A 13,891-nucleotide genomic window follows, 5' to 3' on the forward strand; every position below is an offset into this window, starting at 1 on the left:
CGCAAAACGTACATTCTAAATGCCCGGGCCCGGCTCGCGGTCCGGAGCATGCCGCAGTCCCGTCCCGAAGATTCTTCGCGACAGCGGGATCAGCAGTGGCGGTGGCCGACCGTCTTGCGGCCGAACAGCGCGCGCGCGAAGGCGCGGAGATCAGTCCAGCGCAGCGGCACCAGCGGCGTGGCGTGGCGCACTGCGTCGCGGCGCGCATAGTGTTCGAGAAGTTGCTGACCGACGGGCGTGCCGTGGTATCTGGCATCGGGGTAGTTCATGGTCTTTCCCTATTGCGGCTTCTTATTGTCGATAGTATACACAATTTTTGTGCACTGCGCCAATAACGGGCACAGCCCGCTCCATGACAGTGCAGGGCACGACGCATCACCCCATCACCGGGCGCGCTCCCGCCACCATCTCGGAAACTCACCCTAATTTCTCTTAATTTCCGGCCGGATCACCCGTCCTGCAAGGACACCGGGGCACGGCGCCGGCATACCGTCGAGCGGCCTGCGCGCACCTTCGAATTCGGCACAAGGTATACAATCGAAAGGACTTTCAGCGACCGATCCACTGGACCTGTGCACCCATGACACTGAAGATCTACGGCATTCCGGCATCCCGCGCGATCCGCCCGCTCTGGGCGGCGGAGGAACTCGGCCTCACCTACGAGAACATCCCGCTGCATTACGCCTCACCGGAGGTGAAGTCTGCCCCCTACCTGAAGCTGAACCCGAACGGGCTGGTGCCGACCATCGAGGACGACGGCCTGGTGCTGTTCGAATCGCTGGCGATCACGCTGCACCTCGCGCAGAAGCATGAGGCCGGCGGCCTGTGGCCGGCCAGCCAGGACTCTCGGGCGCAGGCGCTGCAATGGACGCTATGGGCGGCGACAGCGGTGGAACCGCTGACCACACAGTGGACGCAGCACAGCCGGATGCTGCCTCCGGAGCGCCGCCGGCCTGAGCTGGTGGATGAAGCGCTGCAGGCACTGAGCCAGCGCTTCGCGGTGCTGGACGCGCACCTGGCCGGTCGGGACTATTTGCTGGGATCGGACTTCACCGTGGCCGACCTGAACCTGGCGGCAGTCTTGCACCGCTTCGCCGAACTTGGCGGCGAACGCCTTGCCGCGGCCTGGGGCTGGCACCAGCGCTGCCTGGCCCGGCCCGCAGCGCGGCGGGCCTTCGCGCTGCGCGAGCAGGCGGCATCGCGCTGAGCCGCGCAGGGAACGCGCGCGGGCGGAGCGCCCGCGCTCAGGCAGCGCGGGTATCGTCGCCGACGGGCAGCTCGGCCGCCTTGGCGGCGCTGTAGACGTGCCGGGCCGCCAGCAAGGCGGCCAGGTCGGCATCGCCGGCGATCACGGCCTGCAGGATCTGGGCGTGTTCGTCCCAGTTCTGGCGCGCGCGCACGACATTGGCGGGCGCGAACAGCACGGCGGTGCGCTCGCGCAGCGAACGCATCATTTCCTGCAGCACGCTGTTGGCTGCGATCGTGCCGAGCACCTCATGGAAGCGCGTATTCAGCGCGAGCAGCTGGTCGGCCCGTCCCTGGGTCGCCGCGTCCGCACCCTCGCGCAGCACCTGCTCCAGTTCGGCGATCAGCGCCGGGTCACGGCGCTGTGCGGCCAGCTTGGCATTCAGGCCTTCCAGCGTGGCACGCACTTCCACCATCTCACGCGCCACGTGCGGCGAGAGCTTCGCCACCGAGGCGCCGCGGCGCGGTTCGATCACCACCAGCCCTTCGGTGGCCAGCGATCGCAGCGCCTCGCGCACCGGAATGCGCGACACCCCCAGCTCCGCCGACAGCTTGTTCTCCACGAGCCGCTCGCCCGGCTCGTACTGGCCATTGAGGATCCGCTCGCGCAGTTTGTCCGTGACCAGCGCGAAGAGCGGCGAATGACTCGCGCCCAGGCTCACGACCGCTGGCTCGGAGGCAGGCCCGGACTGGGCATTGGCGTGCTTTTCTGACATGAAGGAGATACCGGGATTGGCGAAGCGCCCCGCCATCGCCGCGTCCGCCGGGACGAGGGAGGATGGGAGACATATGGCCGTATTGTATACCAGGGCCGCAGCGACTTCATCCCGCGGCGACCGCCTGGCGCCGGCTCATGGCGGCGTGCGCGCTGTACACGTGCCGGCTGGCCAGCAAGGCCGCCAGGTCCGCGTCACCGTCGATCACGGCCTGCAGGATCTGGGCGTGCTCCTCCCAGTTCTGGCGGGCGCGCGCCGCGTCGACCGGCGCGAACATGAGGAAGGTGCGCTCGCGCAGCGACCGCACCATCTCGCGCAACACGCTGTTGGCGGCGGTGGAGGCCAGCAGTTCGTGAAAGCTCGCATTGAGCTGCAGCAAGGCCTCGGTGTGGCCGGCGTCCGCCGCCCGGAGGCCCTCGCGCTGCACGGCTTCCAGGCGCGCGCTCAGCGCTGGATCCCGGCGCTGCGCGGCCAGCCGCGCGTTCAGCCCCTCCAGCGTGGCACGCACTTCCACCAATTCGCGGCCGATCGCGGCCGGCACCCGCGTGACCGAGGCACCACGGCGCGGCGACAGTTCGACCAGCCCCTCGGCCGCCAGCGCATGCAGCGCCTCGCGCACCGGCACGCGCGACACGCCCAGCTCCACCGATAGCCGCCCTTCGACCAGCCGCACACCCTGCGTGTAGACGCCGGCGACGATGCGCCGGCGCAACAGCTCCGCAACCTGCGCGAACAACGGAATGGTCTGCAGTCCTGCATCGTCGCCCGGCCATTGCGCCACGCCGGATTCGATGCGCCCCTCGCCGCGAGATGCCATGGCTCCCCCTTGTCGGGAAGGTTCGGAATGGATCGGGAACGCCCGCCCGGCCCTTGGCGGGCGGCCGGTGAGCGCTCAGGCGCTCAGGTGCGCTGGAACGTGAAACTGTCCGCGTAGATGTGGTCGGGGCTGGCGCCGCGCGCCACGAAGGCCTGGCGCGCGTCCTGGATCATATTGGGTGAGCCGCACAGGTAGATCGCGTACTCCGACAGCTCGCCCGACAGCTCGCCGAGATCCTCCAGCACGGCGGACTGCACATGGCCGCGCCGGCCCTGCCAGTCATCGTGCGCGCGCGACAGTACGGGCACATAGCGGAAATCGTAGAGGCGTTCGCCCCAGCCCTGGATCTCGTCGTGGAGGTACAGGTCGGACGCCTCGCGCGTGCCCCAGTAGAGCGACACCGGCGGGCAATCGCCGTCGTCCATCAGCGATTCGAGGATGCTCTTGATCGGCGCCAGGCCGGTGCCGGTGGCGACCATCAGCAACGGGCGATAGTCCTTCGCGCGATAGAAGAAGGCACCGTGCGGCAATTCCACCTCGATGGCATCGCCCGGGCGCAGCCGCTGGATCGCGCCGTCCGTGAAGGCACCGCCGGGAATGCGCCGCACGTGCAGGTCGACCATGCCGGCGCTGGGCACCGAGGCCATCGAGAAGCTGCGCGTGCTGCCGTCTGCGGTGCGCACCTTCAGGTACTGGCCGGGCCGGTAGTCGAGCAGCCCGGCCGCCGGCACCTCGAGCTTCAGGTAGTGCACGTCGCGCGACAGCGGGCGCGTCTCGCGCACCAGCGCGGTATGCGCCACCGGATCGGCGCACGCCTCGTCGCCGCGCGCCGTGCTGATCACGGCATCGCCGCGCGGCAGCGCCTGGCAGGCGAGCGCGTAGCCGGCCGCCTCTTCGTCGGGCGCCAGTCCCATCGGCAGCTCCTCATAGTCGACGGCGCCTTCGATCAGCTTGATGCGGCAGGTGCCACAGCCGCCGAGCTGGCAATCGTGGGGCAGGCACACGCCGGCGCGCGTGGCGCCCTGCAAGAGGGTCTCGCCGGGTTCGACGGGAAACGACTCGCGCGTTTCCAGGATCTGGATGCGGTAGGACATGATGGACTCGAACGGAAGCGGGTGATGCATGGCGCCGGCGGCAGGCTGCCGGCGCCGGCGCGGTGACTAGCGCTTGATGTCGGCCTGCACCAGCACCGACAGGTCCTGCGGCGCCAGCAGTTCCTGCAGCGCCTTGAGCGCGGCCAGGCCGGCCTGGGTATCCTGCTCGCCGTTGCCGCCGCTCAGGCCGATGCCGCCGATGACCTCATCGTTGACGACGATGGGAAAGCCGCCGACGAAGACGGCGAACTTGCCTTCGAAGCTCCACTGGATGCCGAACGCTTCATTGCCGGGCAGTGCCGGCCCGTTGGGCGCCTGGTTGAACAGGTGCGTGGAGCGCTTATGCCCGGCCGCGGTGAAGGCCTTGTTCCAGGCGATCTGCGGGCCGGTGATGCGGGCGCCGTCCATGCGCTCCAGCACGAGCGGATAGCCGCCCTCGTCGACCACGCAGATCGACTCGAGCACACCGATTTCCTCCGACTTCGCGATGGCCGCGGCGACCATGTGGCGCGCTTCCTTGAGTTCCAGCTTGATGGCTTTCTTCACTGCGATTCTCCTGATTCCTGATTCGTGTTGGCCGCCGCGGCATGCCGCTCAGCAGCCGCGATAGACGGTCTTGACCTGGGTATAGAACTCCAGCCCCGTGCGGCCCGACTCGCGGAAGGTCGAGGTGCTCGAACGCTTGAGTCCGCCGAACGGCGCGTTGACCAGGTTGCCGGTGGTGGTGCGGTTGATCTTGACGGTGCCCGCCTCGATGTCGGCGGCAAAATGGTGGATGTAGCGCGGGTTGCTGGTGACGATCGCGGCCGACAGCCCGTATTCGGTGTCGTTGGCCTTGGCGATGGCGTCGGCGTAGTCGCTGAACTCGATGATGGCGATCACCGGGCCGAAGATCTCCTCGCGCGCGATCCGCATCGGCTGTGTCACGTCGGTGAACACGGCCGGCGAAACATAGAAGCCCTCGTCGAAGCCCGCGCCGGTGAGCCGCTCGCCGCCGCACAGCAGCGTGGCTTCGCCCTTGCCGATCTCGATGTAGCCGAGCACCGTCTCCAGTTGCTTGCGCGTGGCCAGCGGTCCGAGATCCATACCCGGCGCGAGGCCGCTGCCGATCTTCAGGGACTGCACCCGCGCCAGCAGCTTCTCCGTGTAACGCGCCTTGACGGCCGACGCCACCAGCACACGGCTGGTGCCGGTGCAGGCCTGGCCGCTCAGCGAGAAGCCGCCCTTGATGGTCAGGTCGACGGCCTTGTCGAGGTCCGCATCCTCCATGACGATCAGCGGGTTCTTGCCGCCCAGCTCCATCTGCGTGCGCGTGGTCAGCGGCGCCGCGCGATGGATCTGCTCGCCCGCGCGGGTCGAGCCGGTGAAGGAGATGGCGCGTACCACCGGATTCTCGGTGATGGACGGCCCCACCTCGGCGGCGCTACCCGTGATGAAGTTCAGCACGCCCTTGGGCAGGCCCGCCTGCACCAGCGCCTCGGCCAGCCGGTAGCCGGTCAGTGGCGCGTCCGACGACGGCTTGAACACCACGGTATTGCCGGTGATCAGTGCCGGCGCGATCTTGCGCGCCGGAATCGACATCGGGAAATTCCACGGCGCGATCACGGTCACCACGCCGAGCGGTTCGCGCTGGCTGTAGACCACCATGTCCGGATCGTCGTTGGGATAGGTCTCGCCGGTGAAGGTCTGCCCCTCCACCGCGTAGAAGCGCAGCGTCTGCGCCGAGCGCAGGATCTCATCCTTGCTCTGCGCGAGCGGCTTGCCTTCCTCGCGCGTCAGCTCCTCGGCGATGCCGGCGGCATTGGCCTCGAGATGGTCCGCCGCGCGATTGAGGATAGCTGCGCGCCTGGAGACCGGCGTACGGCGCCAGCCGTCGAAGGCCGCGGCCGCGGCGGCCACCGCCGCCTGGCCATCCTCCGCGGTGGAGGCCTGGAAGCGGCCCACGATGTCCTTGACGTTGGCCGGATTGACGTTGTCGAACGTCCGGCCGGAACGGCTTGCGGACCATTCACCGTCGATATGGTTGTAGAACTCGTCTTGCTGTCCGACTGTCATGATGCGAACCCTGGAAATCGATCGGAGCGGCGCCCTTCCCTTCATCGAGCGTCAGGGCGCCGCGCGTGGCTTGCGGCGCGGCGCTCAGGCCGCCATCTCCAGTTGGTCCAGCGCCAGGTCCTTGGCCACGTAGTCGTGATACAGCGCCGTGGTGTAGAGCAGGCGCATCTGCGCGCCGATCTCGCAGATCTTCAGGCAGCGCTGCTGCAGCTCGGGCGTGTTGGCGTGCTCCAGCACGATCTGGTAGCCGCGCTCGCCGTGAATCTCGTCGGAGACGATATGCAGGTCGAAGAACTCGACTTCCTCGTCAGTGAAGTTGTACTTCTCGCGCAGCGTCGGCGTCTGCTTGCGGTAGATGGACGGCACCTGCGACTCCAGGCCCACGACCAGGCCGGCCACCGCCACGATCGGGTCTTCGCGCATGGCGACGGCATAGCACCACGACTGCAGGCCCCGCGTGGTGGGCGACATATTGTCCGGATCGATCACGCGGTCGCGCGTGGTGCCGCAGGCCTCGGCAAAGCGGATCAGCAGGTCGGTGTGGCGGTCGCCGCCGATCTCCTCTTCATACATATTGGCCAGCAGGAAGTCCTTGGCCTCGGTATAGCGGTCCGGCGTGCGCGCATAGATATAGCCGAGGTAGTCCGCGAACGGGCCGACGTAGTGATAGTGGTTCTCGGCCCAGCGTGCCAGATGCGCCCGGCTCAGCTTGCCGCTGGCCCAGGCCACGCTGAACGGGGCCTTGTTGGCGCTCTTGCCCTTGATGGCTTCTTCCAGGGCGGCACGGAAATCTTCACGGTTCATCAGTTCAGCCATGTCGGGGCTCCTTGTCTTGGCTTGGCTTGAGGGCGGTTCGGCACTGGTCAGGGATCGCAGCGCCATTTCGGTATACTATATACATACATCACTGGGCGGCAAGGGCTTTCTGCGTCGATTGCACCCGCCCTGTGCGCCGGATGCTCAGGCGTGACCAGCCGCGCGGATCTTTTCCCAGGCAAAGCCCGCCAGGGCGATGTCTTCCAGGCCCACGCCCACGGACTTGTAGATGACGATGTCCTCGGCGCTGCGACGCGGCTGGGCCTTGCCCAGCAGCACATCGGCCAGTTCCACGACCTTGCCCTCCGGCAGGACGTCCGGGCCGGCCAGCACGATGTCGCCCGCCTCGCGCGTGGACTGCGGGCGCCACTCCACCACGACAGCGGCGGCGCGGCGCAGCGCCGCGTCGTCCAGCTCGCGCGTGTGCGGCAGGCTCGAGCCGATGGCGGCGACGAAGGCGCCGGGCTTGAGCGAGGCGCCGGAGAACAGCGGCGTGGTGGAGCGCGACGCCGTCACCACGATGTCCGCCTCGGCGGCAGCCGCGTCGGCCTCGGCCAGCTCGACCTGAACGCCGCACCAGTCCGCCAGCTTCCCGGGCAAGGAGGCATCGGCGTAGGGATCGTTGAGCAGGATGCGCTTGAGCGGCAGGGCCGCGCTCAGTTGCCGCGCGTGCGCAACGCCCTGCGTGCCGGCGCCGAACAGCGCAAGCGTGGCGGCCTCGGGACTGGCCAGGTGGCGCGCGGCCACCACCGAGCAGGCCGCGGTGCGCAGCCGCGTGATGGCGCCGGCATCGAAGGAGGCCAGCGGACGGCCGTCCTCGGTGGAGAAGATCAGGATGACAAAGGAGAACTGCCCGGCGATGGTCGTGTAGACCTTGGCGCCGGCCACGCCACGGTCCGGGATCACCGCGCCGAGCGTCGACAGCTTGACGCCGCCGGCTTCGGTGCGGATGCGCTCCTGCATCGCGGCGCGTTGCTCGCCGAAGCTGCGGAAGGCTTCGAGCATCACCTGCTGGGCCTCCTGCCCGCTGACGTGGCGGTCGATGATGTCATCAGAAATATGCTGCATGGCAACTCCGGGTTGGCCGGCGGGGAGGCCCGGCGGTGTAGTCAGATGGAAACCCCTCCCACGGTCAGGGCCGCCGATGCGGCCTGCCGGTGCGGCTGGGCGTTTCTGCGATTCCGAACTGCAATTTGGTATACAGTCTACACAATACAGAAACAGCACAGCAAGCAAGGAAAACCCTGCGGCCCCGGATTGGCGCCTGAATGCCCAATAAATGCGCGCCCTCTCGGTCACGCGCACCAAGATTGGGTCCGTACAAATCCGGATCAGAATCCTCTTGTTTGACGCAATGTTGGAATATAGTATACGAAAACGGTAAGCAACCGACCTCAGAACACAACACCTAAGCCCCGGGGGAAAAAGCCATGCAACACGATGTCGTGATCGGTGCCGCGCACTGGATCTATCTATTGGGGGTCGCGGTCATCGTGCTGACCATGATCCTGCGCGCCAACGTGGTGGTGCCCGCCATCGCCGGCACCTTCCTGGTTGTCTTTGCGCTGACCGGCAGCCCGATCCAGGCGCTGGGCGGCATCTTCTCGGCCAGCCTGGTCGCCGCCAAGGAGCTGTTCAACATCTTCCTGGTGATCGCCTTCATGACGGCGCTGCTGAATTCGCTGAAGACGCTGCGCTCCGACATCCGCATGGTGGAGCCCTTTCGCGTGGTGATGAAGAACGGGCACTCGGCCTTCTTCATCCTGGCGGCCATCACCTACGTGATCTCGCTGTTCTTCTGGCCGACGCCGGCCGTGCCGCTGGTGTCAGCCATCCTGCTGCCGGCGGCCATCGCCGCCGGGCTGCCGCCTCTGGCCGGGGCAATGGCGATCGCTATCGCCGGCCAGGGCATGGCGCTGTCCTCCGACTACGTGATCGGTGTGGCGCCGGGCATCAGCGCCAAGGCGGCGGGCGCGGCGGTGAGCGCTGCGGTGGTCGCGGACCGGGCACTGACGCTGTCCATCATCACCGGCGGCATCGCGCTGTGCCTGGCCTACCTGACCATGCGCAAGCACATCGTGCCCGCCAACGGCTCCCTGCTCGACCGCTGGCAGGCACGCGCCAGCGGCGCGGCGCAGCCCGTCGATGGCGGCGGCACCTTCGACAAGGCCGAACTCGCGCGCGGCACCAGCCACGAAGAGCCGCTGGCCACCGACAAGAACATCGAGGCCAGCCTGTCCATGGTGGAGCAGCGCCGCGTCAAGTGGTCGAAGTGCTTCGCGGTGGTGACGCCGCTGGCCTTCCTCTGCGTGGTCGCCATCATGGTGCTGCCCAAGATCGGCTCGGACATCGCCGACCTCAAGGGCGGCGAGGCCGCGGCGCTAGTGGGCGGCGTGGCGGCGGTGCTGATGATGCTGGCCACGCTGGCGGCCGAAGGCCCCCGCAAGATGCTGGACGTCTGCCCCGAGCACATCACCGACGGCTTCGTCTTCGCCTTCAAGGCCATGGGCTCGGTGCTACCGATCGCCGGCTTCTTCTTCGTCGGCGCCGGCGAGACGGCCGCGCAGATCCTCGGCCTGCCGCCCGGCAAGGCGCCCAGCCTGCTGTTCGAACTGATCCAGGCCTACCAGCACATGATTCCCGACAACCACGTGCTGGTCGCCTTCGGCGTGCTGCTGGTGGGCATGATCACCGGCATCGACGGCTCCGGCTTCGCCGGCCTGCCGCTGACCGGCACCCTGGCCGGCGCGCTCGGCCCCGTGGTCGGCTTCGACCCGGCCACGCTGGCGGCGGTCGGGCAGATGGGCGCCGTGTGGACCGGCGGCGGCACGCTGATCGCGTGGTCCTCGCTGATTGCCGTGGCCGGCTTCGCCCGTGTACCAGTGCTGGAGGCCGTGCGCGCACTGCTGATACCGGTGCTGATCGGCCTGGCCTGTTCCACCGCGGCCGCCATGGTGATCTGGTCCTGAACCTGCCGCGCCCGGCGCGCGCCCCACAACGCCCCGAACACCATCACATCGCTATCACCAAGCCAGCAGACGTCATGCCCAAAGTTCTCTTCCACAAGCACGGCCAGGTCTTCGCAGACGAGGTCAAGGACAACACCAACCTGGTGGTGCGCGCCGGCATCAAGCAGTTTCCCTATCCGAACCTGCGCTATGAATGCGGCATGGGCAAGTGCTCCAAATGTGCGTGCCGCGTGATCGCCGGCGCCGAGCACCTGCCCGCGCCCAACTGGAAGGAGAAGAAGCAGCTCGGCGAGCGGCTGGAACAAGGCTATCGCCTGGCCTGCCAGCTCTGGATCTCCCACGACATCGAGCTGGCGCAGGACGACGAGGTGCAGGCCGCCGCTTGAGCTGGCCAGAAGCCTCCACCAGAGAAACCGACCAGCGCGACCGCCTTCCTGGCGGCCGCCCCGCCCTTTCGAGCCAGACCATGTACGTGATCCTGACCAGCAAACCCGGCCAATTCCGCACCGAGCCTGTCGAAGGCCTGCGGGCCGTGGAAAGCTACGACTACCTCTTCTATGGCCGCAAGACGGCGCACTTCGTCATCGCCGAGCTGCAGCGCGAGACCAAGGTCCGCGTGGTCGAGGAAAACCAGCCGACGCTGGTCAACCACGTGCCGACGAAATTCCTGGAGCGCTTCGACACGCTCGAGGCCGCTCGCGAGGAACTGCGCCGCCTGGCCAGCTTCGGCAGCATGGACCTTCAACTGGCCAAGGCCTGAGCGCCGCTGCGCACGGGCCACCGCACTCCCGCTATGGAAACACCGATGATCCAGATTACCTTCCTGACCAACGACAACAAGGTCGTCACGGCCCCGCCCAACAGCAACCTGCTGCGCGTCTCGCTGCGCGAGAAGGGCGGCATTCCTTTCAAGTGCGGCGGGGGGCTGTGCGGCACCTGCAAGTGCAAGATTGAGCACGGCCTGGAGCATACCGACGCGGTCAAGCCCAAGGAGCACAAGCACCTGTCGGCCGAGGAGCTCGCTGCCGGCTACCGCATGGCCTGCCAGACCTTCGTCAATGGCGACATCGGCGTGTCATGGAAGGTCCTCGAGACCGTCGCCCGCTGAGGCGGCAACCCCTACCTCCGGAGAAAGCCGCATGAGCAAGCTGCAAGCCGAAGGCGTGCGCGCCGCGCGCTGCATGGTGGCGACGGGCCATCCGCTGGCGGCGCAGGCCGCGCTGCAGTGCCTGCGGGAAGGCGGCAGCGCCGTCGATGCCGCCCTGGCCGCCGACGCCATCCTGGGCGTGGTCGAACCCATGGCCACCAGCATCGGCGGCGACGTGCTCGCCATGGTGGTCTCGCCAGATGGCGAGGTCCGCAGCTACAACGGCACCGGCCGCGCGCCGGCGGCGCTCGATCCCGTGTTGCTGGATGCCCTGCCCGGCCAGCGCATTCCCGAGCGCCATCCCTTCTCTTGCACCACGCCCGGCGTGGTGCGCGGCTGGCATGACCTGCACCGCCGCCACGGGCGGCTGGCGTGGAAGCGCCTGTTCGCACCGGCCATTGCGCTGGCGCGCGACGGCTTCGAGGTGGCGCCGGTGGCCGCGCGCGAATGGGCCCTGTTCGATCGCGTGCTGCATGCCGACCCGAACTGCGCCGCCCTCTACCGCGCCGGCAATCCGCCGGTGGCCGGCGAGCGCTTCGCCAATCCGGACCTGGCGCGCACATTGCAGGCGATTGCCAGCGACGGCCCCGATGCCTTCTACCTTGGCGAGCCAGCCCGCGCCGCGGCGCAAGCCTGCCAGGCGCGCGGCGGCGTGCTGGCGGCCGCTGACTTCGCCGAGCACAGCGGCGGATTCTGCGCGCCGGTGTCGACGCGCTTCCGCGGGCTGGAGATCTTCGAATGCCCGCCCAACACCCATGGCGTCGCCATCCTTCACGCGCTCGATGCGCTGGAGCCGCTGGCGCTCGCGCCGGACGATCCCGCCACCGTGCTGCAGACGGTGCGCGCCATGGGCGAAGCGATGCGCTACGCCAAAGAGACGGTGGCAGACCCGGCCGGCAATACCGTGTGCACGGTCGTCGTCGACGCGGACGGTCTCGCCATCACGCTGATGAGCAGTATCTTCAAGCGCTTCGGCTCCGGCATCGCGGTGCCGGGATGCGGCTTCGTGCTGCAGAACCGCGGCTTCGGCTTCGCCGCGCCGGGCCACATCAACAGCGCGGCGCCGCGCAAGCGCCCCTATCACACCGTGGTGCCGGGCGCGGCGCGGCGCGACGGCCGCTTCCATGCCGGCTTCGGCGTGGTCGGCGGACTGATGCAGCCGCAAGGACAGCTCCAGTTGCTGGTCCGGCTTGCGGCTTGGCAACAACCGCTGCAGGCCGCGCTCGATGCCCCGCGCTGGCGGCTCGAATCCGACACCGCGCTGGCCATCGAAGGCGGCATGCCCGAGTCCATCGTGCAGGTGCTGCGCGCGGCCGGCTACACCGACCCCGCGGGGGCGGGCGAGCTGGGCGGGCGCAGCGACTTCGGCGGCGCGCAGGTGGTCATGCGTGCTGCCGACGGCACTCTGCTGGGCGGCTCCGACAAGCGCAAGGACGGCATCGCGCTGGGGGAATGAGTTCCTCCCTGAGCGCCCTTGAGCGCCGCCTGAGCGCCCTCTGAGCGCCGCGGCCCCGGGATAGGCGCAATCGTCCCCCCTTCTGCCTGCAAGGATCCCCGGGGCCGCAAGCCTTGCCCGCGACAATCCGCCGCATCGCAAGCGCCGCATCCGCCACGAATTCGTGCGCCCATTTTGTTGCATTGCTGATGCATGTTAAATAAAATCAGTTCCAGCGCACGCCAGTGAGCCAACGCGCCAGAGGCCGGAAGCGATCCCTGCCGGTACCTCGCCCTTTTTGTTGCATCTTAAATACATCAATTAAGCTATGCTCTCCGCCCAAGCCCGACCCCTGATCGATGCCAGCGTCCCTGTCCTGAAGGAACACGGCCTCACCATCACCCGTACCTTCTACCGCAATATGTTTGCGGACCGCCCGGAACTGACCAATCTGTTCAATATGGGCAACCAGGCCAGCGGTGCGCAACAGCAGTCGTTGGCTTCGGCGGTGTTCGCGTACGCGGCCAACTATGGCAACAACGATGCGCTGGCGCCGGTGCTCAACCGCATCGCACACAAGCATGCCGCCGTGGGTCTCAAGCCCGCGCACTACCCCATCGTCGGCCGCCACCTGCTGGGCGCCATCGCCGAGGTGCTGGGCGCGGCTGCCACGCCCGAGCTGATCGCGGCCTGGGACGAAGCGTACTGGCTGCTGGCCGCCGAACTGATCGCGGCCGAGGCGCGGCTGTATCAGAGCGCGCAGTCTGGCCCGGACCACCGCCAGCCGGTGCGCATCGTGGCGCGCGAGCAGCAGACGGACGGCATCGTCTCGTTCACGCTGGCAGCGGCCGACGGCAGCGCACTGGCCGACTTCCTGCCCGGCCAATACATCTCGGTCCAGGTGGAACTGTCGCCCGGCGTCTACCAGCAGCGCCAGTACAGCTTGTCAGATGCCCCCAACGGCCGTCAGTGGCGGATCTCGGTCAAGCGCGAGACCGGCGAAGCAGCAACGGACGCGCCTGCCCGCCCGCAAGGTACGGTTTCCAACTGGCTGCATGATCACGCCAAGGTCGGCGACGTGCTGCTGGTCAGCCAGCCCTTCGGCGACTTCACGGTGAGCGCGCAAGGCACGGCGCCTGTGGTGCTGCTGTCGGCCGGCGTCGGCATCACGCCGATGATCTCGGCGCTGAACAACATTGCCCAGCGCGACCCGCAACGCGACATCGTCTTCGCCCACGCCGCACGCGCCGCGTCACAGGTGGCTCACCTCGAGGATATCGAACGGGCCAGCGAGCAACTCGACCGGCTCGACCTGCACTTCTTCGTCGAATCCGGCGAAGGCGCGACACTGGCCGAGCAGCCCGCCATTGCCGGGCGCATGCAGGTGGACAGCTTCCTCGACGCGCGCCACGACGCCGAGGCGGACTTCTACCTCTGCGGCCCGCTGCCGTTCATGCAGGCCCAGCGCGCCGCCCTGCTCGCGCGCGGCGTCGCGCAGGAACGCATTCACCGCGAAGTCTTCGGTCCGGATCTGCTGGACCACATCCTGTAAGGGCCGACGGCGGGCCCTCGCCGCCCGGCGCGGGCCCGCCGCTCG

15 protein-coding genes are annotated in these 13,891 nt (G+C 68.2%); 7 read left to right on the forward strand and 8 right to left on the reverse strand.

Annotated features, from left to right (window positions below; genetic code table 11):
- Window positions 1-89: 89 nt before the first annotated feature.
- Window positions 90-269: a hypothetical protein gene (locus tag AC1Z3O_RS30250; protein WP_483520276.1), complete on the reverse strand. Its 180-nt coding sequence runs from the start codon at window positions 267-269 to the stop codon at window positions 90-92.
- Between the two features lie 311 nt (window positions 270-580).
- Here AC1Z3O_RS30250 and AC1Z3O_RS30255 point away from each other — a divergent pair, with 311 nt between their 5' ends.
- A complete protein-coding gene (locus AC1Z3O_RS30255; RefSeq protein ID WP_483520278.1) occupies window positions 581-1,207 on the forward strand; it encodes a glutathione S-transferase family protein in 627 nt (208 codons plus the stop codon).
- Between the two features lie 37 nt (window positions 1,208-1,244).
- On the opposite strand, the gene AC1Z3O_RS30260 is transcribed toward AC1Z3O_RS30255, so the two are convergent.
- From AC1Z3O_RS30260 to AC1Z3O_RS30290, 7 genes are all read right to left on the reverse strand, one after another.
- Window positions 1,245-1,961, reverse strand: coding sequence for a GntR family transcriptional regulator (locus AC1Z3O_RS30260; protein WP_483520280.1), 717 nt, complete (start codon window positions 1,959-1,961; stop codon window positions 1,245-1,247).
- 106 nt (window positions 1,962-2,067) lie between these two features.
- A complete protein-coding gene (locus AC1Z3O_RS30265) occupies window positions 2,068-2,778 on the reverse strand; it encodes a GntR family transcriptional regulator (protein ID WP_483520282.1) in 711 nt (236 codons plus the stop codon).
- Window positions 2,779-2,861: 83 nt separating this feature from the next.
- Window positions 2,862-3,872, reverse strand: a complete 1,011-nt coding sequence (locus tag AC1Z3O_RS30270) for a 2Fe-2S iron-sulfur cluster-binding protein (RefSeq protein WP_483520284.1) — start codon at window positions 3,870-3,872, stop codon at window positions 2,862-2,864.
- 66 nt (window positions 3,873-3,938) lie between these two features.
- Window positions 3,939-4,418, reverse strand: a complete 480-nt coding sequence (locus tag AC1Z3O_RS30275) for a GlcG/HbpS family heme-binding protein (RefSeq protein ID WP_483520286.1) — start codon at window positions 4,416-4,418, stop codon at window positions 3,939-3,941.
- A gap of 48 nt (window positions 4,419-4,466) precedes the next feature.
- A complete protein-coding gene (locus AC1Z3O_RS30280; RefSeq protein ID WP_483520288.1) occupies window positions 4,467-5,927 on the reverse strand; it encodes an aldehyde dehydrogenase family protein in 1,461 nt (486 codons plus the stop codon).
- An 84-nt stretch (window positions 5,928-6,011) separates the two neighbouring features.
- Window positions 6,012-6,743, reverse strand: coding sequence for an iron-containing redox enzyme family protein (locus AC1Z3O_RS30285; protein WP_483520290.1), 732 nt, complete (start codon window positions 6,741-6,743; stop codon window positions 6,012-6,014).
- 144 nt (window positions 6,744-6,887) lie between these two features.
- Window positions 6,888-7,811, reverse strand: a complete 924-nt coding sequence (locus AC1Z3O_RS30290; protein ID WP_483520292.1) for an ornithine cyclodeaminase family protein — start codon at window positions 7,809-7,811, stop codon at window positions 6,888-6,890.
- Window positions 7,812-8,173: 362 nt separating this feature from the next.
- Between AC1Z3O_RS30290 and AC1Z3O_RS30295 the strand changes: the two genes are divergently transcribed.
- From AC1Z3O_RS30295 to hmpA, 6 genes are all read left to right on the forward strand, one after another.
- Window positions 8,174-9,712 (forward strand): hypothetical protein, encoded by a 1,539-nt coding sequence (locus tag AC1Z3O_RS30295; protein ID WP_483520294.1) that lies wholly within the window; start codon window positions 8,174-8,176, stop codon window positions 9,710-9,712.
- A gap of 74 nt (window positions 9,713-9,786) precedes the next feature.
- Window positions 9,787-10,098 (forward strand): 2Fe-2S iron-sulfur cluster-binding protein, encoded by a 312-nt coding sequence (locus tag AC1Z3O_RS30300; RefSeq protein ID WP_483520296.1) that lies wholly within the window; start codon window positions 9,787-9,789, stop codon window positions 10,096-10,098.
- A gap of 80 nt (window positions 10,099-10,178) precedes the next feature.
- Window positions 10,179-10,472 (forward strand): ferredoxin, encoded by a 294-nt coding sequence (locus tag AC1Z3O_RS30305; RefSeq protein ID WP_483520297.1) that lies wholly within the window; start codon window positions 10,179-10,181, stop codon window positions 10,470-10,472.
- A 45-nt stretch (window positions 10,473-10,517) separates the two neighbouring features.
- Window positions 10,518-10,820, forward strand: a complete 303-nt coding sequence (locus AC1Z3O_RS30310; RefSeq protein ID WP_483520299.1) for a 2Fe-2S iron-sulfur cluster-binding protein — start codon at window positions 10,518-10,520, stop codon at window positions 10,818-10,820.
- Between the two features lie 31 nt (window positions 10,821-10,851).
- Window positions 10,852-12,315, forward strand: coding sequence for a gamma-glutamyltransferase family protein (locus tag AC1Z3O_RS30315; protein WP_483520301.1), 1,464 nt, complete (start codon window positions 10,852-10,854; stop codon window positions 12,313-12,315).
- A 307-nt stretch (window positions 12,316-12,622) separates the two neighbouring features.
- Window positions 12,623-13,846 carry an NO-inducible flavohemoprotein gene (gene hmpA / locus AC1Z3O_RS30320; protein ID WP_483520303.1) on the forward strand — a complete coding sequence of 408 codons (1,224 nt, stop codon included), beginning with the start codon at window positions 12,623-12,625 and terminating at the stop codon, window positions 13,844-13,846.
- Window positions 13,847-13,891: the final 45 nt, after the last annotated feature.

This window comes from Cupriavidus sp. 09_S30 (assembly GCF_056930435.1).